This is a genomic window from Lysobacter sp. CFH 32150, from assembly GCF_022758295.1.
GTDB lineage: Bacteria > Pseudomonadota > Gammaproteobacteria > Xanthomonadales > Xanthomonadaceae > CFH-32150.
In genome coordinates this window covers 154104-174597 of the sequence record NZ_JALDWJ010000008.1, presented here as the reverse complement: position 1 = coordinate 174597, position 20494 = coordinate 154104, and the positions used below count along the sequence as shown (strand labels likewise).

At 65.1% G+C, this 20494-nt stretch carries 15 protein-coding genes, 1 pseudogene and 1 riboswitch; of the genes and pseudogenes, 10 read left to right on the top strand and 6 right to left on the bottom strand.

Going from position 1 to position 20494, the window contains the following annotated elements; translation table 11 throughout:
- Positions 1–16 precede the first annotated feature (16 nt).
- Positions 17–1090, top strand: a complete 1074-nt coding sequence (gene hemE, locus MO486_RS12285) for a uroporphyrinogen decarboxylase (protein ID WP_242908070.1) — start codon at positions 17–19, stop codon at positions 1088–1090.
- 6 nt (positions 1091–1096) lie between these two features.
- On the opposite strand, the gene MO486_RS12280 is transcribed toward hemE, so the two are convergent.
- A complete protein-coding gene (locus tag MO486_RS12280) occupies positions 1097–2191 on the bottom strand; it encodes a peptidoglycan DD-metalloendopeptidase family protein (RefSeq protein WP_242908068.1) in 1095 nt (364 codons plus the stop codon).
- A gap of 139 nt (positions 2192–2330) precedes the next feature.
- Here MO486_RS12280 and MO486_RS12275 point away from each other — a divergent pair, with 139 nt between their 5' ends.
- Positions 2331–3365, top strand: coding sequence for a proline iminopeptidase-family hydrolase (locus tag MO486_RS12275; protein WP_242908066.1), 1035 nt, complete (start codon positions 2331–2333; stop codon positions 3363–3365).
- Positions 3366–3379: 14 nt separating this feature from the next.
- Here the strand turns inward: MO486_RS12275 and MO486_RS12270 are convergent, their stop codons facing one another.
- Complete coding sequence (locus tag MO486_RS12270; RefSeq protein ID WP_242908064.1) at positions 3380–6871, bottom strand: two-component regulator propeller domain-containing protein; 3492 nt, start codon at positions 6869–6871, stop codon at positions 3380–3382.
- Between the two features lie 108 nt (positions 6872–6979).
- On the opposite strand from MO486_RS12270, the pseudogene MO486_RS12265 reads away from it, so the two are divergent.
- The 3 genes and pseudogenes from MO486_RS12265 to MO486_RS12255 all read left to right on the top strand — a co-directional run.
- A pseudogene (locus MO486_RS12265) lies at positions 6980–7549 on the top strand (YceI family protein); the annotation flags it as partial.
- Positions 7550–7650: 101 nt separating this feature from the next.
- A complete protein-coding gene (locus tag MO486_RS12260; RefSeq protein WP_242908342.1) occupies positions 7651–8235 on the top strand; it encodes a cytochrome b in 585 nt (194 codons plus the stop codon).
- A complete protein-coding gene (locus MO486_RS12255; RefSeq protein WP_242908062.1) occupies positions 8225–8776 on the top strand; it encodes a YceI family protein in 552 nt (183 codons plus the stop codon). Before MO486_RS12260 ends, MO486_RS12255 begins: the two co-directional genes overlap by 11 nt.
- 76 nt (positions 8777–8852) lie before the next feature.
- Here the strand turns inward: MO486_RS12255 and MO486_RS12250 are convergent, their stop codons facing one another.
- On the bottom strand, positions 8853–9080 hold the full coding sequence (locus MO486_RS12250; protein ID WP_242908060.1) for a glutaredoxin family protein: 228 nt from the start codon (positions 9078–9080) through the stop codon (positions 8853–8855).
- Between the two features lie 55 nt (positions 9081–9135).
- On the opposite strand from MO486_RS12250, the gene MO486_RS12245 reads away from it, so the two are divergent.
- Positions 9136–10518 (top strand): L-serine ammonia-lyase, encoded by a 1383-nt coding sequence (locus MO486_RS12245; RefSeq protein ID WP_242908058.1) that lies wholly within the window; start codon positions 9136–9138, stop codon positions 10516–10518.
- Between the two features lie 193 nt (positions 10519–10711).
- The gene (locus tag MO486_RS12240; RefSeq protein ID WP_242908052.1) at positions 10712–12910 is read left to right on the top strand and encodes an EAL domain-containing protein; all 2199 of its coding nucleotides are present in this window, start codon (positions 10712–10714) and stop codon (positions 12908–12910) included.
- On the opposite strand, the gene MO486_RS12235 is transcribed toward MO486_RS12240, so the two are convergent.
- The 3 genes from MO486_RS12235 to MO486_RS12225 are packed head-to-tail and all read right to left on the bottom strand — an operon-like array spanning position 12868 to position 16285.
- On the bottom strand, positions 12868–14028 hold the full coding sequence (locus MO486_RS12235) for a homoserine dehydrogenase (protein ID WP_242908050.1): 1161 nt from the start codon (positions 14026–14028) through the stop codon (positions 12868–12870). The two genes, MO486_RS12240 and MO486_RS12235, sit on opposite strands and share 43 nt — an antisense overlap.
- Positions 14028–15254, bottom strand: a complete 1227-nt coding sequence (locus tag MO486_RS12230; RefSeq protein WP_242908048.1) for an O-succinylhomoserine (thiol)-lyase — start codon at positions 15252–15254, stop codon at positions 14028–14030. Before MO486_RS12230 ends, MO486_RS12235 begins: the two co-directional genes overlap by 1 nt.
- Positions 15251–16285, bottom strand: coding sequence for a homoserine O-succinyltransferase (locus MO486_RS12225; RefSeq protein WP_242908046.1), 1035 nt, complete (start codon positions 16283–16285; stop codon positions 15251–15253). The genes MO486_RS12230 and MO486_RS12225 overlap by 4 nt, the downstream gene beginning before the upstream one ends.
- An 82-nt stretch (positions 16286–16367) precedes the next feature.
- A riboswitch (SAM riboswitch) is annotated at positions 16368–16495 on the bottom strand.
- Between the two features lie 135 nt (positions 16496–16630).
- Between MO486_RS12225 and MO486_RS12220 the strand changes: the two genes are divergently transcribed.
- The 3 genes from MO486_RS12220 (at position 16631) to MO486_RS12210 (ending at position 20330) form a co-directional block, all read left to right on the top strand.
- A complete protein-coding gene (locus MO486_RS12220; RefSeq protein ID WP_242908043.1) occupies positions 16631–17737 on the top strand; it encodes a phytase in 1107 nt (368 codons plus the stop codon).
- The gene (locus MO486_RS12215; RefSeq protein ID WP_242908041.1) at positions 17734–18657 is read left to right on the top strand and encodes a M23 family metallopeptidase; all 924 of its coding nucleotides are present in this window, start codon (positions 17734–17736) and stop codon (positions 18655–18657) included. The genes MO486_RS12220 and MO486_RS12215 overlap by 4 nt, the downstream gene beginning before the upstream one ends.
- 68 nt (positions 18658–18725) lie before the next feature.
- A complete protein-coding gene (locus MO486_RS12210) occupies positions 18726–20330 on the top strand; it encodes a peptide chain release factor 3 (protein ID WP_242908038.1) in 1605 nt (534 codons plus the stop codon).
- Positions 20331–20494 lie beyond the last annotated feature (164 nt).

Here is a 20494-nt window from a genome sequence, read left to right as displayed (position 1 = left end):
CAAAGCGAGAACCGATTTGTCCGTTGCCCTGAAGAACGATCGCCTGCTGCGCGCGCTGCGCCGCGAACCCGTCGACTGCACGCCCGTCTGGCTGATGCGCCAGGCCGGTCGCTACCTGCCGGAATATCGTGCGACGAGAGCAAAAGCCGGCAGTTTCCTGGCGATGGCGAAGAACCCGGACCTCGCCTGCGAAGTCACGCTGCAACCGCTGGCGCGCTTCAATCTCGACGCCGCGATCCTGTTCTCCGACATCCTCACCGTGCCCGACGCGATGGGGCTGGGCCTGTATTTTGCCGACGGCGAGGGTCCGAAATTCGAGCGCCCCGTGCGCAGTGCGGCCGATATCGCGAAGCTCGCGGTGCCGGACATGGAAACCGAGTTGCGCTACGTGATGGACGCCGTGCGCGTCATCCGTCGCGAGCTCGACGGCAAGGTGCCGCTGATCGGTTTCTCTGGCAGCCCGTGGACGCTGGCCTGCTACATGGTCGAAGGCGGCGGCAGCGACAACTATTCGAAGATCAAGGCGCTGGCGCTGAACGAGCCCGCCGCGCTGCACAAGTTGCTGTCGATCAACACCGACGCGGTCATCGCCTATCTCGCCGCGCAACGTGCCGCCGGCGCGCAGGCGCTGCAGGTGTTCGACACCTGGGGTGGCGTCTTGTCGCCGGCGATGTATCGCGAATTCTCACTGCCGTACCTGACCCGCATCGCCCGCGAGCTGCAACGTGGCGAAGGTAGCGAGCGCACACCCCTGATCCTGTTCGGCAAAGGCAACGCGCCATATCTCGAAGAACTCGCCGCCAGCGGCACCGAAGGCCTCGGCGTCGACTGGACGGTGACACTGGAGGAGGCCGCACGCCGCACCGCAGGCAAGGTCGCGCTGCAGGGCAACCTCGACCCGGCGATGCTGTACGGTTCACCCGATGCGGTGCGTGCTCAGGTCCGCATCGCACTGGACAGCTACGCTGCCGGCAACGGCGGCTCGCGCGAAGGGCATGTGTTCAACCTCGGCCACGGCCTGTCGCCGGACATGCAACCCGAGCACGTCGCCGCACTGGTCGACGAAGTGCACGCCTACAGCCGGCGCTAAGCGTTGTTACGGCGACGTGGTTTCCACCACGTCGCCACTGTCCACCGGCCCGGTAAACGACGCGGTCCAGCCGTCGCCGGTACGCACGCGGACATGTTCAAAATAGGCGGGCAGTCCTTCCTCGAAGCCCGCACCTGACTGCAGCTGGTAATGCAGGTGCACCAGGAAGGCATCGCCGGACATGCCCATCGCACCGATCGCATCGCCGCGCGCCACGCGCTGTCCCGGCTTCACTTTCACGCTGCCCTGCCGCATGTGCGCGAACAGGCTGTACTCGCCGTTGCCGTGGTCGAGCAGGACGTAGTTGCCGAGGAACAGCTTGAGGTTCTGCATGATCGCGGCTTGGTCGAACGGCGGCGGTGCGCCCTTGCGGTTGTCGGCCATGCCGTCGTGGATTTCGCGCACGGTGCCATCACCGGTGGCGAGGATCGGCGCGCCGTACCCGTACCAGTCCTCCGGCTGCGCGCCATCGCCGCGGAACAATTTCCCTTGCTGATCCGTGACCACGAAATCGTGCGCATAGCGCATGAAGTTGCCGGTGATGCCGAAGTGGGTGGTCATGCCACCGGTGATGTCGAGCCGGCGGTGATGCGCGGTGAGGTCGTGGCCGTCATGGACGAACGCTTCGCCACGCAGCGGCAACGCGAGTTTTGTTTTCGGTTCGAATGCGCGCGGAACGACTTTCACGCTCACGCGTTGCTCTGGCTGGTTCTCGCCCGCGCTGAAGACCGCCTCGAAGCGCAAATCACCCAACCAGGCATCGGCCGGAAACTGCGTGAATGGATTGAACACCACCAATCGTCCTTTCGCCGGCAACGTACGGTTCGGCACGGTGAGGATGCTCATCGTGCTGCTGTCGCCGTTGCGATCAAGGCGACGCTGGGCGAAGAAGTGGCCGTTGCGGTCGAACAGCGTCAGCTCCAGGCGGACCAGTTCCAGTGCCTGTTCGCCATCATTCTGGAACATCAGGTCGAAATTGAGCCGTTGCTCGTCGCGCGCACGTTCGATGAGTAGTTGCTGCGGAATCAAGCTGGTTTGCAACGGAGCGGCTTGCGCCAGTGGCAGGACGACGGCGGACAGGATCAAGGCAAGCAAGCGCATGGGATTCCCCGGGTAATTTGCCCCCAGGGATACGCTGGATGGCGCATCGGTTGCACCTGGGTGCTGCCCCACCAGGGCGATTGCATGAGCGACGAACCGCTACTAGGCTCGCTCGCAAGCCACGCCCGGAGCCGCACCGATGAAACGATTCGCCTTGTTTGCCCTGCTGCTGCTCACCGGGATCGTCGCGGCGGGCGAACCGATAACGTCCATGCCAGACGCCTACTTCGACAACAGCGGCCGCGAGGATGTCCTCAGCGGCGGCGCCCGCATGATTCCGGTCCACACCCCGGTCGGCGACTTCAAGGTCTGGACCAAGCGTGTCGGCAACAACCCGAAGATCAAGGTGTTGCTATTGCACGGTGGCCCCGGTGCGACGCACGAGTATTTCGAGGCCTTCGACAGCTATTTTCCCGGCGCCGGCATCGAGTACTACTACTACGACCAGCTTGGTTCGGCCTACAGCGACCAGCCAGACGATGCGCGGTTGCTGGACACCGCGCGCTTCGTCGAGGAAGTCGAGCAAGTACGGCAGGCGCTGAAACTGGACCGCGACAACTTCTACCTGCTCGGACATTCCTGGGGCGGCATCCTGGCGATGGAATACGCGCTCAAGTACCAGCAACACCTGAAGGGTTTGATCATTTCCAACATGATGTCGAGCATCCCGGCGTACAACCGCTATGCCGAAAAGGTGCTGATGCCGCAGATGGACCCGGCTGCCCTGGCCGAGGCCAAGCGCCTGGAGGCCGCGAAAGCCTTCGACGATCCGCGCTACATGGCGCTGCTCCAGCCGCATTACGAACAACACATCCTGCGCATGCCGATGGCGCAGTGGCCCGACCCGGTCAATCGCGCCTTCGCCAAGATCAACAAGAAGGTTTATGTGCCGATGCAGGGACCGAGCGAACTCGGCGCCAGCGGCATCCTCCTCGACTGGGACCGCACCGCCGACCTGGCGAAGATCAAGGTTCCGACCCTCGTCATCGGCGCGCGCTACGACACCATGGACCCGGCCTTCATGGAGATGATGAGCAAACGCCTGCCCCGTGGGCAGTACCTGTATTGCCCGCAAGGCAGCCACATGGCGATGTACGACGATCAATCCACGTACGTGCCGGGCGTAATCAGCTTCCTGCGCGCGACCGACGCAGCGACCGCCGACGCCCAGTAGGGCGACCCGCCAACTTACGCGGGTAACGCTGCTTCGATGGCTGCGGTCAGCAATGCTCCAGTCACCGGCTTGCGCAGGAATCCCGTCATGCCCGCCACGCGCGCTTTCGGTTCGGCGTCGGTGTCCGCGCGTGCGGTGAGGGCGATCAGGGGCAAGGCATGTCCCTGGCCGCAGATCATGCGTGCGAGATCGAAACCGTCGATGCCGGGCAAGTCGAGGTCAAGGAAGGCAAGATCATGCGCGGCCGACTGCAAGGCCGCGAGTGCCGCCAGCCCGTGTGGCGCATGCGTCACGACGTGGCCTTGCGCCTGGAGCAACTCGCCCAGCACTTGCGCCACTGTGGGGTCGTCTTCAACCAGCAGGATGCGGTGCGCCGCGACCCGATCGCGGGTTTCAGCATCTTGCGCGGCAGGAATCTCAGCCGCAGGCAGCGGCAGGTCGAGGCGGAAGGTCGCGCCCTGCCCCAGCGTGCTTTCGACTTCGACGCGCCCGCCCATGGCTGCAGCTAATTCCTGGCAGATCGCGAGACCCAGGCCGCTGCCGCCGTAGCGCGCGGTGGTTCGCGCACCTTCGGCTTGCTCGAAGCGACGGAATAACCGCGCCTGTTGCTCGGCGCTGAGGCCGGGCCCGGTGTCGATGACTTCAAACCGCACGCCGCGCGCCGTTGCGGTCGCACGCAACACGACATCTCCGCGCTCGGTGAACTTGATCGCGTTGTTGCCGAGGTTGAGCAGCATCTGCCTGAGGCGATGCGCATCGCCGCGAACGCCGCGCGGGAGGTTGGCGGATTCACAGCGGAAACCGAGTCCCTTGGCTTGCGCCAGCGGTTCGAACAGAGCGCAGACCTCCTGCAGCAGGATGTGCAGGTCGAACGGTGCGTCCTCCAGTTCGAGCTTGCCAGATTCGACCCGCGCCAGATCCAGCGCATCGTTGACCAACCGCAGCAGATGCTGGCCGGAGCTGCGAATCGACTCGGCGTAGCCGCGCTGCTTCTGCTGGAGCGGTGTGCCAAGCAGCAATTCGGTCATCCCAAGCACGCCGGTCATCGGGGTGCGGACTTCGTGGCCGAGGGTGGCGAGGAACTGGGTCTTGGCCTGCGAGGCCTGTTCGGCGAGCGATCGCTTCTGCTCGCTCAGCTGCAGCGCATGTTGGCGATCAAGCCTGGCGTCGTACGTACGCGAGATCCACCAGAGCACGAACGCGCAGAGGACGAGGGGCGCAGCAGTCGCCCAGCCGGCTTTCCACCAGGGTGGCAGAACCCGGAAACTCAATGTCTGCTCCCTTGCTGCGTTCCCAGCCGCATCAATGGCCCGCGCACGAAGTGTGTAATCTCCCGAAGGCAGATCCGTGAACACGCGCTCACCGGTAGCGTCCTGCGCCACCCAGTCGCGCTCGAAGCCTTCAAGCCGCGTCCAGTAGCGATTGGCGAGCGGATCGTCGTAAGCCAGCAGGCGCGTGCTGACCCGGAACTCATGCTTCTGCGGCGACAGCTCGATCGCACGACCGTCCGGCCAATCCTGCCAATGTCCTTCGCGGCGCACTGCGAAGGAGTCGATGCGCAGGTCCGGCACCCTCGCATGCGGCTCCGGGGCAGTGGTGTCCACCAGCACGACAGAGCCGTCGGCGGTGGTCGCAGTGAGCATGCCATCGCCCGATATCGCAAGCGCGCGATCGACGAACTCCTGGCTGCTCAACCCGTGCTGGACACCGAACCGCCGCAGCACCTGGGTGTGCGGATCCCAGCGATACAGGCCGCGCGACGTCGACAGCCACACGCGCTTCGCGCGATCGATGCGTAGCGCGCCGGATTCCACTGCGGGCAATCCTGTGTCGGTGGAAGCCGCCGCGGCACGGCGCCAGGCGCCATTCGTCCTTTGGTAACGCTCAAGACCGGTAACGCGATGCAGCCACAATGCATCGGCACCTTCGAAAGCGAAGGCATGCACACGTGCCCCCTGCATCGGTTCCACGGCAACGAAGCGTTTGCGACCTGCGTCCCAACGTGCCAAGCCGTTCTCGCCGGCAATCCATGGGCGACCTTCGTCATCGAACTCCAAGGCTTCGGTATCGCCAGTACCGAGCCCGCTGTCTTGGCCGGGCGTCACCTCGGCCAGCACAGTACCGGTGGATGGATCGCGCTGCTGCACGCCACCACCGTTCGCCGACAACCACAGGGTGCCGTCGGGTGCGACGCGCAAATGATCGATGCGGCCGGCCAGCGCGGCGTCGTTTTGATCGTCTTTGCGCCATTCGTCCACGGTACCGTCGCGGCCGATCCGGATCAGGCCTAACGAATTCCCCAACCACAAACGTCCTGCGTGATCTTCCGCGATGGAGAAAAAGCGCTGGTCCTTGAGGCGTTCGCGCTCTGCGTCACCGAGGCGTTCGATGGCACCGGTGGCGTCCAGGCGCTCGACGGCGCCGTTCAAACCACCGAGCCAGACGCCGCTATCGCGTGCCGGTGCGATCGCACGATAAAGCTCGTCCGACAACCCCTCCGGACTGCGTGTGAACTGTGCAACGCGACGCCAATCCGAGCGCAGATACCCCAGACCAGCACCCGGCACCGGGACCCATAACGCACCGTCGTCTTGCAGCAACAACGCCTGCACGCCCTTGGCAATGCCAGGTCCACCCAAGGGCACGGGTACCGGGACGCCGTTCGCCTGCGCCCGCCACAAGCCACGCTGGCTGCCAAGCCACAACTTGCCGTCGTGATCGCGTGCAATGCTCGTCAATGCATTCGGCCGCTCGAACATCGGTGACCACACCGGCTGCGTCCAGCGTCCATCGGCTTCGCGTCGGAAGACGCCGTCCGCGCTGCCGATCCAAAGCGCATCGTCTTCACGTCTCAACGAATAGACCACCGATGTGTTCGCGCCGGGCAACGGCATTGCCACGATATGTTTGCCATCGAAACGAGCCAGACCCATGTCGGTGCCGATCCACAACGTGCCCGCGGCATCGAACGCCAATGCCAGGACCGTGTTCGAAGGCAGGTTGTCCTCCTCGGCGGTAAAGCGCGTGATCCGACCATCGCGCGCGAGGCGATGCAAACCGCCGTCTGCGGTGCCGAACCAGAGCTCATCGCCCCGACTGGCGAAGGCCCATGTGTCGTCGCTGCCGATCTGCGGATGCGTGCTCCGCCGGTAATGGCGAAAGTCGCCGCGCGCCGCGTCGAGCATGCTGATGCCGCCGAATTCGGTGGCCACCCAAACCCGGTCCTGCGCATCGATATGCAGCGCTTGCACGATGTTCCCCGGCAACGCCGCTGCATCATCCGGCACGTGGCGCCACAGGCGGAAGTCGACACCGTCGTAACGTGCCAAACCATCGACCGTGGCGATCCAGACGTAGCCAGCACGGTCGCGCGCGAGCGCGTTGATGCTGCTCGACGGCATGCCTTCGGCGACACCAAGCACGCGGAAGCGCGGGGTTTCAGGCACCCCCGCCGTGACCCACCCACACGCACACAACAGCCACAGCAGCACGATCCCTATGCGCATACTTACCTCTCCGTTGACGCATGCTCGCAACGGACCGTCGCGCACGCAAGCGTCCACGTTCATGCAGTCCGCCCTAGAATCCGTCCATCGCCGGAATGGGAGCGACCAATGACGCGTCCACCACCCCTCGCCATGTTGGCCCTGCTCGTCTGCCTGCCGGCCATGGCAGCCGAGCCCGCGCGCTACGAGCTCGATCCTGTCCATACCCGCGTCATGTTCTCAGTCAGCCATGCAGGATTCTCGAATCCGATCGGCACCGTTTCCGGCAGCACCGGTGTACTCGAATTCGACCAGGACGACTGGACGACGGCGCGGCTCGAGGCCACGGTACCGCTGACGCGCCTCGAACTCGGCGACGCCAAGTGGAACGCCGCCGCGCTGGCCGACAATCTGCTCGATGCCGACAACCATCCCGAGGCGCGCTTCGTCTCCACGACGGTCGAGCCCCGCGATGCTACGCACGCGAAGGTCTGCGGCGAGCTGACCCTGCACGGCGTCACCAAGCCGCTGTGCATGGACGTTACCCTGAATCAGCTCAAGCGCCATCCCTTGCCGCCATTCCGCCGCACTGCCGGGTTTTCTGCCTGCGCCACGCTCAGCCGCAAGGAGTTCGGCATCGATGCGTGGAAGTCGGTGATCGGCGACGAAGTGAAATTGCGGATCGAAGCCGAAGCGGTGCGTCGCAGCGGCGAGGGCCTCGACGAGGCACCTCCACAGGAAACGCCGGCTGCATCCGAACCCACCCCGACTCCGTAATGATTCCCATGACTTTGAAAAACATGCCTTTGAAGAACACACCCGAACGCTGGGGCCCGATCAGCCAGTTGCTGCACTGGACGATCCTCGTGCTCATCCTGGTGATGGCCTATCTCGGCCTGACCATGACCGAGCTGCCGAACGGGCTGGACAAAATCCGCACCTATGCCCTGCACAAGTCGATCGGCCTGACCATCCTCGGCCTGGTGACGCTGCGCGTGTTGTGGCGGCTGTATGCAGGCACGCCCGAACCGGTGCCCGGCACGCCGACCTGGCAGGAACGCATCGCTTCGCTCACCCACTTCGCGCTGTATGTGTTGCTGTTCGCGATCCCGCTTTCCGGCTGGGTGGTCAATTCGTCCGCAGGCTTCCCGCTGCAATGGTTCGGCCTGTTCAACCTGCCGGCCATCGCCGGCAAGGACCATGACCTGCACGAGCTGTCCGAGGTCGTGCACGAAGTGTTGTTCTGGATCCTCGTAGCGCTCGTGTTCATGCATGCGGCTGCAGCCTTCTACCACCACCTGTTCCAACGCGACGCTACCCTCGCGCGCATGCTGCCACGCGGCTGGTTGAGTTCGGGTCCCAAGGAGAACCATGATGTTGCGTAAGACCTTTGCCCTCGCTTTTGCACTGACACTCACCGCGCCCGCAATTGCCGCCGATTACACGCAGGTGACGGGTTCGAGCCTGGTTTTTGCGAGCAGCTACCAGGGTGAGACGTTCACCGGCCGTTTTCCCGGCTTCGTCACCAAGCTGTCGTTCGATCCGAAGCAGCTGGCGACGTCGAAACTCGACGTGACCATCCCACTGGTCAGTGCCACCACCGGCGTCGAGGACTACGACAGCGAACTGCGCGGCAGCACGTTCTTCAACGCCTCGAAGTTCCCGCAGGCGCGCTACACCGCGACTAAGTTCCGTGCGCTCGGCGGCAACAAGTTCGCTGCCGACGGCACCTTGTCGCTGCGCGGCATCAGCAAACCGGTCACGCTGGCGTTCACCTGGACCCCGGGCGCGAAGCCGGTGCTGGCCGGCAAGGCCACGGTCAAGCGCCTCGACTTCGGCGTCGGCAGCGGCGAATGGGCCGATACCGAATTGCTGCCGAACGAAATCGCGATCAACACCAAGGTCGTTTTGCAAGCGGCAAAATAACCTCCAACGCGTAGGAGCGGCTTATAGCCGCGAGCTTTTTTGTGACGGGAGCAAAGCTCGCGGCTATAAGCCGCTCCTACAAGAGCTGCCAGCGTCGCACGCCATCGGCATCGAAGGGCCAATCCAGCTCGATGCCGCGGTCAAGGTCCCGCAGCACCGGAATCCGCTCCCCATAACACGCCTCCAGCGCTTCATCGCCATCGATGAACACGCTGTCGAATTCCGGCACGCGCGCCGCCGCCAGCACCTCCAGCGCGAGGTCGCAGAGGTGGCAATCGTCGCGCTGGTAGAGGACGAGGAGCATACGGATGCGGATTGAGCAGGAGGCATAGAATAAGCGGTCTCCCGGGATTTCCATCATGGCTGTCAGCACCTTCGACTTGTTCAAGATCGGCGTCGGGCCGAGTTCCTCGCACACGGTCGGGCCGATGCGCGCCGCTGCGCGTTTCGTTTCGAAATGGCTCGATGAAAACGGCAATCTCGCCCGCACCGCGCGCGTGCGCGCCGAAGTGTTCGGTTCGCTCGCGCTGACCGGTCGCGGCCATGGCACCGACAAGGCGGTGCTGATGGGGCTGGAAGGCCACTTGCCCAACCTGATCGATCCCGACGTCATTCCTGCCGCGCTGGAACGCATCCGCGGGGAGAAGAAGATCCGCCTGCTCGGCAAGCACGAGATCGCCTTCGACGAGAAGCAAGACCTGATCATGAACAAGCGGCAGAAGCTGCCGTTCCACACCAACGGCATGCGCTTCACCGCTTACGACGCCGCGGGCAATGAGCTCGCCACGCGCGACTACTACTCGGTCGGCGGCGGCTTCGTCGTCAACCAGGACGAAGCCGCGGAAGATCGCATCGTCGCCGATACCACTGAACTGCCCTACCCGTTCCACAGCGGTGCGGAACTGCTCGCGCAGGCCGAACGCAGCGGTCTCACCATCGCCCAACTGATGTTCGCCAACGAGCAGGCCTGGCGCACGCCCGACGAAATCCGCGAGGGCCTGCGCGAACTCTGGACCGCCTTCCAGGCCTGTGTGCAGCGCGGCATCCGCCAATCCGGCACGCTGCCGGGCGGCCTCCATGTGCAGCGTCGTGCACCGGCCCTGTTCGCCGAATTGTCGACCAAGCCCGAAGCAGCGATGCGCGATCCCCTCACCGTGCTCGACTGGGTGAATCTCTACGCGCTCGCAGTGAACGAAGAGAACGCCGCCGGTGGCCGTGTCGTCACTGCGCCCACCAACGGCGCAGCCGGCATCATTCCCTCGGTGCTGCATTACTACGACCGCTTCTGTCCGGGCGCGAACGAACAAGGTGTGTTCGACTTCCTGCTCACCGCGGCCGCGGTCGGCATCCTGTACAAGGAAAACGCATCGATCTCCGGGGCCGAAGTCGGCTGCCAGGGCGAAGTCGGCGTCGCCTGCTCGATGGCCGCCGCCGGCCTCACCGCCGCACTCGGTGGTACGTCCGGCCAGATCGAGAACGCCGCCGAAATCGGCATGGAACACAACCTCGGCCTCACCTGCGACCCGATCGGCGGCCTGGTCCAGATCCCCTGTATCGAACGCAACGCGATGGGCGCGGTGAAGGCGATCAACGCCAGCCGCATGGCCCTGCGCGGCGACGGCAAACACAAGGTCAGCCTCGACAAGGTCATCAAGACCATGCGCGACACCGGGCGCGACATGCAGGACAAGTACAAGGAAACTTCGCGCGGCGGCCTCGCGGTCAACGTGATCGAGTGCTGACTAGGGCCTGTTAACGCTCTCCGAGCAGGTCGCGCCGGGCCTGAGGGCGCGCGAGGCAAGGAAGAGCGAAGGCGCGTATGTCGATACGCAACCGAGCGATGAGGCAACATCGCGCGTCCTCAGGCCCAGCCCTTGGGGTTGTCAGTGGCCACCACGCGAAGCAGCGGCTGCGCTTCGCGCTTACACTTCCTCAATGCGTGCCAGCTGGGCGACCGTCCGCCGCTTCCTGCTGCTGACCGGCCTGTACTTCGCCGGGGCGGTGCTGGCGAGTCTGTATCTGCGCACACCCGAGGACGTGACCCTGTTCTGGCCCAGTGCCGGCATCGGCTATGCCGTGGTGGTGCGCTACGGCCTGCCCTGGGTAGTGGTGATTCCCGCGGCCATGGCGTTGCTGCACGCCTTCGTGCTTCCGGTGCCGATGGAATTCCTGCCCTATTCGATAGGCAGCAATACCGTAGCAACGCTGGCGGCTGGGTGGTACGTCCAGCGGCACCGCCGCGGCCGTGACCTGCATCTGCAGACGAGCGACGGCCTGCTGTTGCTGCGAGGCGGCATCCTGCTGGGCGCAATCAGTTCGATCGTGGGCACCGCCGGCCTGATCCAGGCCGACATGATCGTTCCTGGCGATGCCGGGCGGGCACTGTTGCTGTGGCTGCTCGGCGACCTGCTCGGCATGACCACGCTGACACCCAGCCTGTCGCTGCTGTTCGCACGCGATGACGACCGCGTAGGGGCACTTTGGAAAGGCGACGATGCGACCCCGCGCGAGCGCATCGCCTGGGTGATCGTTTTGGCGACGTGCCTGGTAGTGATCTATTTCGCCGGCCGCAGTGGCAACCAGTACGCGCTCGGCTTGGTCAGCCTTCCGCTGGCATTGCTGCTCTGGGCCGCAGTGCGCTTCTCGCCGATCTGGACGATGTCGGCGACGGTCGGGGTCGTCGTCTTCCTCAGCCTGCTCACCGGACTCGGGCTCGGCGGCTTCTCCCGTCCGCTCACGCTGCTCGATTCCTCGGTGTTGATGCTGCTGTTGTGCCTGGTCTCGGTGATCCCGGTCATGCTCTCGGTCTCCAATTACGAGAAAAACACCACCGCAGCGGCCCTGTATCGGCGTGCGACCCGGGATCCGCTGACCGGATTGCTCAACCGCAGCACGTTCGAAGAACGCGCGCGTGAGTGCCTCGGCAAGGACGACACGGAGCTGACCCTGCTCTATCTCGACCTCGACCACTTCAAGCTGGTCAACGATTCGACCAGCCATGTGGCGGGCGACGACCTGATTCGCAGCGTGGCCAGCCTGGTCGAGGCCGAGCTGGGCGAATCGGCCTTGGTCGCCCGTACCGGTGGCGACGAGTTTTCCGCCCTGCTTCCCGGCAGTGAAGCAGCAGCGATCGCCAGCGGACGACGGCTGCTGTCCGCCATCGATGCCTTGCGGGTGCCCTGGCAGGAACAGACGCTGACCGCGGCCGCGAGTATCGGCCTGGTACACAGCAGTTCCCCGCACGAGGATTTCGACGTCCTCTTCTCCCACGCCGACGCGGCCTGCTTCGCCGCCAAGGAACTGGGTGGAAACCGCGTGTTGCCGGCATCATCCGACCGCGATGAAATGCAGTTGCGCACCGCGTCGATGCGTCGTGCGCTGCAGGTGCGCGAAGCGTTGGACCAACGCCGTTTCGCGCTCTACTGCCAGCCGATCGTCGATCTCAACCGACCATCGCCGCAACAGCGGCATTTCGAAATCCTGCTGCGCTGGATCGACGCCAACGGCGAGATGCGCCCACCGGCCGAACTGATCGCCGCCGCAGAACGCTATCGCCTCGGGCCGCGCTTGGATCGGTATGTGATCGACACGGTGCTGCAGTGGCTGGAGCAGCACCCCGAGGAAGCACAGGCGATCGAGCTTTGTAGCGTGAACCTCGGCGGCGACACATTGATCGACGACGAATTCAGCGACTATTTCGCGGCGCGCCTGCGGCGCAGCAGTTTTCCGGCGGAACGCCTGTGCCTGGAGATCACCGAGACCAGCGTCGTCCGCGACCGGTCACGGGCGCAGCAGTTCATCAGCCGCATGCGCAATCGCGGCTGCCGCTTCGCGCTCGACGACTTCGGCACCGGCTTCTGCTCTTTCAGCTACCTGCAGCATCTCGATGTCGACTATCTCAAGATCGACGGCAGCTTCGTCCGCGACCTCGAGCAGTCGCCGCTGGCCGAAGCCGTGGTGCGTTCGATCACCGACATCGCCCATGTCCTCGACAAGCGGACCATCGCCGAGCAGGCGGAGACTGCGATGCAGGTGGATCGCCTGCGGATGATGGGCGTGGACTACGCGCAGGGTTACGTGTTCTGCCGACCTCAGCCGATCGATGCTTTCTTTGCGGCAGCGGCCGCAGCCTGAATCGCCAGCACGTCATCCAGCAGCGCCGCCGCGGTCACCTCCGCCCCCGCGCCCGGCCCCTGGATCACGAGCGGTTGCTCGCGATAACGATCACTCCAGATCGCGACGCGATTGTCGGTACCGGCACCCCCGGCGAGCGGGTGGTCGGCAGCGAGTGATTCGAGGCCGACTTCCGCACGGCCATTGCCTTCATGTGCATGCTCGAGGCGTGCGATGAAGCGCAGCTTCTCGCCGTTCTTGTACGCGGCGGCGTAGCGCTCGCGCAGCGGTACGTCGAGTGTAGGCAGCGCGGCGTCGACGTCGCCTTTCGCCAAGGTGGCGAGTTGCGATGGCACCAGCGAACGCACATCGACGTCTCCGGCTTCGAGTTCGACGCCGGCCGCACGCGCCAGGATCAACAGCTTGCGACGCACGTCTTCGCCGGAGAGATCTTCACGCGGATCTGGTTCGGTGTAGCCGGCGGCGCGCGCCTCGCGGACGAAGCCGGAGAACGGACGCAAGCCGTCGTAGTGGTTGCACAGCCACGCCAGCGAGCCCGACAGCACGCCGGCGATGGCGTGGATGCGGTCGCCGCCGGCTTGCAGTTCGCGGATCGAACGGATCAACGGCAATCCGGCGCCGACGGTGGCGCTATCGCCATACTGGCTACCACCGTGCGCGCACGCGGCACGGATCGCGCGCCAGCGTGCAAGCGAGGCGCCCTGCCCCAGTTTGCAGGCAGTGACGACATGGATGCCTTGCGCAAGCCAACCCGCGTGGCGCTCGGCCACCGCCTCGCTCGCGGTGGCGTCGATGACGATGCGCACGCCTTCGCCGTGCAGTTTGTCGCCATGCAGTGATGATGCGATCGCGTCGAGCGTGCTCGCCTGCGGTTCTTGCGCCAGCAGTCGCGCTACGCCTTCGGGCGCGATGCCGAAGCGACTGCCAGTCGACTGGCGCGAATTCGCCGCGTACACCAACGAGAGGCGACCACCGATCGGCGTATCGACCCAGCGGGCCAGCCGCGCCAGCACTGCCGTGCCGACGGTGCCGGTGCCGAGCAGCGCCACCCGTGCAGGCGCCGACGCAGCGACACGCGCTGGTGCATGCGCATCGACGGCGAGCGCAACCGCACTCATTACGCTTCGGCCCGTTCTTGTTTGGGACAGCCGATGTCGAGCGCGGCGATGCGGGCGAAGCCGGCCGCGAGATCAGCTTGCAGGTCATCGAGCGATTCGATGCCCACCGACAGCCGCAGCAATCCGTCGGATATGCCGGCAGCAACGCGCGCTTCCGGCGACATCGCAGCGTGGGTCATGGTCGCCGGATGTGCGATCAGACTTTCGACACCGCCCAGCGATTCGGCCAGGGTGAAGCATTGCAATCCCTCGACGAACGCGCGGACCGATTCCTCACCGCCATCGAGTTCGACCGACAGCATCGCGCCGAAACCGTGTTGCTGGCGCGCGGCGAGCGCATGACCAGGATGTGATACCAGTCCTGGATAATGCACCGCCGTCACGGCCGGTTGCGTTTCCAGCCACTCGGCCAGTGCGGTCGCGTTTTCCTGGTGCACGCGCAAACGCGCATCCAGCGTGCGCAGGCCGCGCAACGTGAGGAAGCTGTCGAATGGCGAACCGGTGACGCCGAGCGCATTCGCCCACCAGGTCAGCAACTCGTGGTGTTCCTGGCGCTTCGATACCACCGCGCCGCCGACGACGTCGCTGTGGCCGTTGATGTACTTGGTCGTCGAATGCAGGACGAAATCGGCGCCGAACGCGATCGGCGTCTGCAATGCCGGCGAAAGGAACGTGTTGTCGACGACGGTCAACGCACCGGCCTTGTGCGCGGCTTCGATCACGAAGCGCAGGTCGGTGACGCGTAGCAACGGGTTCGATGGGGTTTCGATCCACACGAGCTTCGGTGCGCGGCTTTCATCCGTTGCGCAGAGGGCCGCGGCAAGCGCGCGCGGATCGGTGAGATCGACGGTGACCAGTTCGAACGCACCCTTCTTCGCCAGCGCATTGAACAGGCGCCAGCTGCCGCCGTAACCGTCGTGCGGCACCACCAGGCGATCACCTGGTTCCAGCAGCGCGTTCAGCACCAAGGTGATCGCGGACATACCGGTCGAAGTGACGATGCCACCGGCGCCGCCTTCGAGTTCGGCCAACGCGTCGCCGAGCAGGTCGCGGGTCGGGTTGCCGCTGCGGGTGTAGTCGTACTGACGCTTCTGGTTGAAGCCGGCAAAGCTGAAATTGCTCGACAGCACCAGCGGCGGCGTGACCGCGCCGAAGGCGGTATCGCGATCGATGCCGGCGCGGACGGCGGCGGTGGTGGCACTGCGTTCGAAAGTCTTGGCGCTCACTGCTTGTCTCCAGAGATTGATGCGCGCAGCAGCGCGTCGAAGGTGTCGGTTTCTTTCAGGAAGGCGTCGTGGCCGTACAGCGAATTCAGCAGCTGCAACTGGCACGGCGCGGCGATCTGTTCGGACAGTGCGCGCAATTCGGCGAGCGGCACGAGGCGGTCTTCGGCCACCGCGATCACGGTGGTCGGCGTGTTGATCTGCGCCGGATCGACGTTGTGCAGGTCGATCGATTCGGACAGGCGCAGGAAGGCGGTGGCGCTCCAGCGCTGGGTGTAGCGCAGGCCGCAGGCTTCGAGGTAATCGTCGGAAGCGGAACGCACACGCTGGCCTTCCAGCGCTACCGGCGCGTCGAAGCGTTCGGCGAATTCCTCCGGGGTGCGGTAGCTGAGCATCGCCAGTTGCCGCGCCAGCGACAGGCCATGGTCTTCCGCGCACTGCAATTGCCCGAGCGCGACGATCTTGCGCTGCAGGCCACGCCAGGCGCTGGCGAAGGGATGCGGCTTGTGCGCGCCGCTGATCGCGACCAGGCGTTCGAGGCGAAGACCGTGACGCGCGGCGAATGCGAGGCCGACCATCGCACCGTAGGAGCAACCGACGAACGCATGCAGGCGCGCGATGCCGAGGGCGTCGAGCACGGCGGCAACGGCTTCGGCCTGGTCGGCGGTGTCGATCGGTGCATCGAGATCGCCGTCGGCGCCGACCCAGTCGATGCCGATGATGTGCAGCTTGGCGGGATCGAGCGCGAGTCCGGCACCGACCTGGCATTCCCACCAGCCGGCTTCGCTGTCGAGGTGATTGCTGGCGACATGGCGCGTCGCGGAAATGCCGCCGAGCACGACGACCGCCGGCAATCCGGCATCGCCCTGGGTCTCCCAATGCAGGCGCAACCGTTTGCTGCCGGCATGGCGCAGCGCGATGACTGTTTCGATTTCGCCACGTCGCGCAGGCACGGTGGGCGTTGCAAACGGCGCACGACGCAGCGTGCCCGTACACGGCAGCAGTTCGTCGGCGAGGGCAGCGGCAAGGCTCATCGGAAGCTCCTGGGTTCGACACCCCCAGCGAGTTCCGCGGTTTTACCGATGATGCGCGTCGATTCCGCAGAGTGCGGAATACGACCCATCTTCCGGTGGACGACTAGCGCCCCCGCAGGATTTGGCACCTTCGAGAAGCAACGCTTGCGCGCTGCCTCTGTGGTTGCCCCGGCTTCTTCGGGCCTGTCCCTCAGCCGGTCTCGATGGGATTTCGAGGCCTAGGTTGCCGGGGTTATTTCGATATGTCAATCCTTTCATGCGGATGAAGCGATGGTTACACCGGAAACGACCGTTCCGTATCGTCGGCCCGCTTACATCGCCGAAGGCTTCACGCATACTTGCGCCATGCTGAAACGACCCCTTCGTGGCGGCGCGATCCTCGCCCTGACCACCGCACTGCTGGCTGCCTGTAGCACCACCGCCCTGCGCCCGGATGCGCCCAGCGCTGCGTCTGCGCCGCCGGTTGCCACCGTGGCCGAAGCCTATGTCTCCACGGCTTCACCGGAGGAGGAACTGGACTCGCTGGCAACCTGGCCCGGCGACCAGGGCAGCACCTGGTTGATCGCCACCGGCAAATCCAGCCACCGCCTCGTGGTGTTCGACGCGGACAGCGGCGAGCGCCTGCTGGAATCCGGATCCGAGGGTAGTGCGCCGGGCCAGTTCGACCGGCCGAACGGCATCACGGTGTACGGCGATCATCTGTTCGTCGCCGAACGCGACAACCATCGCGTACAGGTGCTCTCGCTGCCCGAGCTCACGCCGCTCGGCTCGTTCGGCGAGGCCCAGTTGCGCAGCCCTTACGGCATCTGGCTGCACGAGACCGAGCCGGGCGAACTCGAGGTCTATATCACCGACAGCTTCCAGTACGGCAAGAAGTTCGATGTCGTGCCGCCATTCAACGAACTCGACCAGCGCGTGCGGCGTTATCGCGTGCAGTTCGACCAGGACGGGCGCCTGCGCACCAGTTACGCCGGCTCCTTCGGCGACACCCGCGAGGAGTCCGCGCTGCGAATGGTGGAATCGCTTGCCGGCGATCCCAGCAACGATCGCCTGTTGATCGCCGACGAAGACCGTCGCCACGAATCGACCTTGCGCGAATACACCTTCTCCGGCCGTTACACCGGACGCAGCCTGCCGCAGGACAGTTTCAAGGCCGAAGCCGAAGGCGTGGCGCTGTGGACCTGCCCGGATGGCGGTGGTTACTGGATCGCAGTCGACCAGCTTTCGCCGCTGACCGTGTTCCACTTGTTCGACCGGATTACGCTGCAGCCGCGTGGCAGCTTCCACGGCAACACCACTGCGTACACCGATGGCGTTGCACTGCACGCGGCGGCGACCGAGCGTTTCCCCGGCGGCGCACTGTTCGCGGTACACGACGACAAATCGGTGACCGCGTTCGACCTTCGTGACGTCGCCCACACCCTTGGCCTGACCCAGGGCTGCGTGGAATGAGGCCACGGCGTGCCATCGCGATCGCGTTGTGCGCGCTGGCCGCATGCGTCGCGATCAAGGCGCATGCGGGCAAGATCTACAAGTGGGTCGACAAGAATGGCGTGACGCACTACGGCGATCGTGCGCCCGATGCGAAAGCCGCGGCGCAGGCGCGCGCGGTGAAGGTGATCCCGTTCCGCGCCGAGCCCGGCGCGATGGCGCGCCTGCAGCTCGAAAGCGAGGGCTCGCGTTATCTCGCCTGGGCCGAGAACACCCTGGCCGGGCCGATCGAGGTGTTGTTGTCGTTGCGCAGCAACAACAACATGGCCGGCGATCCTGCCCTGCCGGCACGTGCCACGATCCCCGCGCGCGGCCGCGTCCTCGTCGCAACGCTGTTCCTTGCCGATCCACGGCTGGGCGGCGGCGAATTCGGCACCCACCTCGACATCATTCCCGGCGATCCCAACGCCAAGCCGCGCGACGTCGAATACCAGCTGCCGTTGCGCAGCCACAAGCTGCGCGTCGACCAGGGCTACGGCGGCAGCTTCAGCCACAGCGATCCGCCGAACCGCTACGCAATCGATTTCGCTGCCGATCCCGGCACGCCGGTGGTCGCCGCACGCGAGGGCGTGGTGATGCAGGTCGAATCGGACTTCGACAAAGCCGGCCTCAACCGCGAGAAATACGGCGGCCGCGCCAACTTCGTCCGCGTCGTCCACGACGACGGCACCATGGCGGTGTACGCGCATCTGCAGCCCGAAGGCGTGCTGGTCCGCGTTGGCCAGCGCATACGCGCCGGCCAGCAGATCGGCCTCTCCGGCAATACCGGCTTCAGTACCGGCCCGCATCTGCACTTCGTGGTGCAGGTGAACCGCGGAATGCGGCTGGATTCGATCCCGATCCGCATGCCGGGCGTGACGATGCTGCCGGCACGGCGCTGATCGCAGCCCGCAGCTATAATTCGCGCCCTTCCCCGTTCTTACCGCGCACTCCATTGCGCGCTGCGCCCATGTCCGACGTTTCCCTCGAAGCCGCGCGCCGGCGCACCTTCGCGATCATTTCGCACCCCGACGCCGGCAAGACCACGCTGACCGAGAAGCTGCTGCTGTTCGGCGGCGCGATCCAGATGGCCGGCTCGGTCAAGGGCCGCAAGGCGGCGCGCCACGCCACGTCCGACTGGATGGCGCTGGAAAAGGAACGTGGCATCTCGGTGACCTCGTCGGTGATGCAATTCCCGTACGAAGGCCGCATCGTCAACCTGCTCGACACGCCCGGTCACGCCGACTTCGGCGAGGACACCTATCGCGTGCTGACCGCGGTCGACTCCGCGTTGATGGTGATCGACGTGGCGAAAGGCGTCGAGGAACGCACGATCAAGCTGATGGAGGTCTGCCGCCTGCGCGACACACCGATCATGAGCTTCATCAACAAGCTCGATCGCGAAGGCAAGCCACCGATCGACCTGCTGGACGAAGTCGAATCGGTGCTCGGCATCCAGTGCGCACCGGTGACCTGGCCGATCGGCATGGGCCAGCGCCTGAAGGGCGTGGTGCACCTGATCAGCGGCGAAGTGCACTTGTACGAACAAGGCCGCAACTTCACCCGCCAGGATTCGACGATCTTCGAATCGCTGGACGACCCTGCGCTGGAAGCGAAGATCGGCAGCGACATGCTGTGCGAACTGCGCGACGAACTGGAACTCGTGCAAGGTGCCTCGCACCCCTTCGATCCGGCCGCCTATCTCGCCGGCAAGCAGACGCCGGTGTTCTTCGGATCCGCGGTCAACAATTTCGGCGTGCAGTTGCTGCTCGATTTCTTCGTCGAACACGCGCCACCGCCGAAGCCGCGTGCGACGACATCGCGCGAGGTAGCACCGTACGAGCCGCACCTGTCCGGCTTCGTGTTCAAGATCCAGGCCAACATGGATCCGCAGCATCGCGATCGCGTCGCGTTCATGCGCATCTGCTCGGGCAAGTTCACCGCCGGCATGAAAGCGATGCAGGCACGTACTGGCAAGGAAGTGAAGCTCGCCAACGCGCTGACCTTCATGGCCAGCGATCGCGAGATCGTCGAAACGGCTTACCCGGGCGACGTGATCGGCATCCACAACCACGGCACGATCTCGATCGGCGACAGCTTCAGCGAAGGCGAGACGTTGTCGTTCACCGGCATCCCCAACTTCGCCCCGGAACTGTTCCGTCGCGCGCGCCTGCGCGATCCGCTCAAGCTCAAGCAACTGCAGAAGGGACTCGCGCAACTTTCAGAGGAAGGCGCGACCCAGTTCTTCCGTCCACTGATGTCGAACGACCTGATCCTCGGTGCAGTCGGCACTCTGCAGTTCGACGTCGTCGCTTATCGGTTGAAGGACGAATACGGCGTCGATGCCAGTTTCGAACCCGTGCAGGTCACGACCGCACGCTGGATCCAATGCGATAACCCGAAGAAGCTCGAGGAATTCCGCGACAAGTATGCGATGAACCTCGGCGTCGACGCCGCTGGTGAGCTGGTCTACCTCGCCCCGACCCGCGTCAACCTGCAACTGGCGCAGGAGCGCGCGCCCGACGTGCAATTCAAGGCCACTCGCGAGCACGCGCACGCCGTAGGCATCGACTGATCACAGGACGTGCGTTGAGACCGCGTGGCATGCCGCGCAAATGGTCTCAACTCACCAGCCCGGGTCCGGTTGTAGCGCTGCGCATGACCGCGAGACTCCTCGATCACGGGATCGTCGTCCCGATCCGAGCATTTGCTCCATCCCCTGCCCGGATGCTGCAATCA

Coding starts and splice junctions, on each gene's coding strand:
- MO486_RS12255 (WP_242908062.1), top strand. CDS start 8,225: ATGTTGCGTAAGACCTTTGCCCTCGCTTTTGCACTGACACTCACCGCG.
- MO486_RS12245 (WP_242908058.1), top strand. CDS start 9,136: ATGGCTGTCAGCACCTTCGACTTGTTCAAGATCGGCGTCGGGCCGAGT.
- MO486_RS12250 (WP_242908060.1), bottom strand. CDS start 9,080: ATGCTCCTCGTCCTCTACCAGCGCGACGATTGCCACCTCTGCGACCTC.
- MO486_RS12260 (WP_242908342.1), top strand. CDS start 7,651: ATGCCTTTGAAGAACACACCCGAACGCTGGGGCCCGATCAGCCAGTTG.
- MO486_RS12280 (WP_242908068.1), bottom strand. CDS start 2,191: ATGCGCTTGCTTGCCTTGATCCTGTCCGCCGTCGTCCTGCCACTGGCG.
- MO486_RS12210 (WP_242908038.1), top strand. CDS start 18,726: ATGTCCGACGTTTCCCTCGAAGCCGCGCGCCGGCGCACCTTCGCGATC.
- MO486_RS12220 (WP_242908043.1), top strand. CDS start 16,631: ATGCTGAAACGACCCCTTCGTGGCGGCGCGATCCTCGCCCTGACCACC.
- MO486_RS12240 (WP_242908052.1), top strand. CDS start 10,712: ATGCGTGCCAGCTGGGCGACCGTCCGCCGCTTCCTGCTGCTGACCGGC.
- MO486_RS12225 (WP_242908046.1), bottom strand. CDS start 16,285: ATGAGCCTTGCCGCTGCCCTCGCCGACGAACTGCTGCCGTGTACGGGC.
- MO486_RS12270 (WP_242908064.1), bottom strand. CDS start 6,871: ATGCGCATAGGGATCGTGCTGCTGTGGCTGTTGTGTGCGTGTGGGTGG.
- MO486_RS12235 (WP_242908050.1), bottom strand. CDS start 14,028: ATGAGTGCGGTTGCGCTCGCCGTCGATGCGCATGCACCAGCGCGTGTC.
- MO486_RS12275 (WP_242908066.1), top strand. CDS start 2,331: ATGAAACGATTCGCCTTGTTTGCCCTGCTGCTGCTCACCGGGATCGTC.
- MO486_RS12215 (WP_242908041.1), top strand. CDS start 17,734: ATGAGGCCACGGCGTGCCATCGCGATCGCGTTGTGCGCGCTGGCCGCA.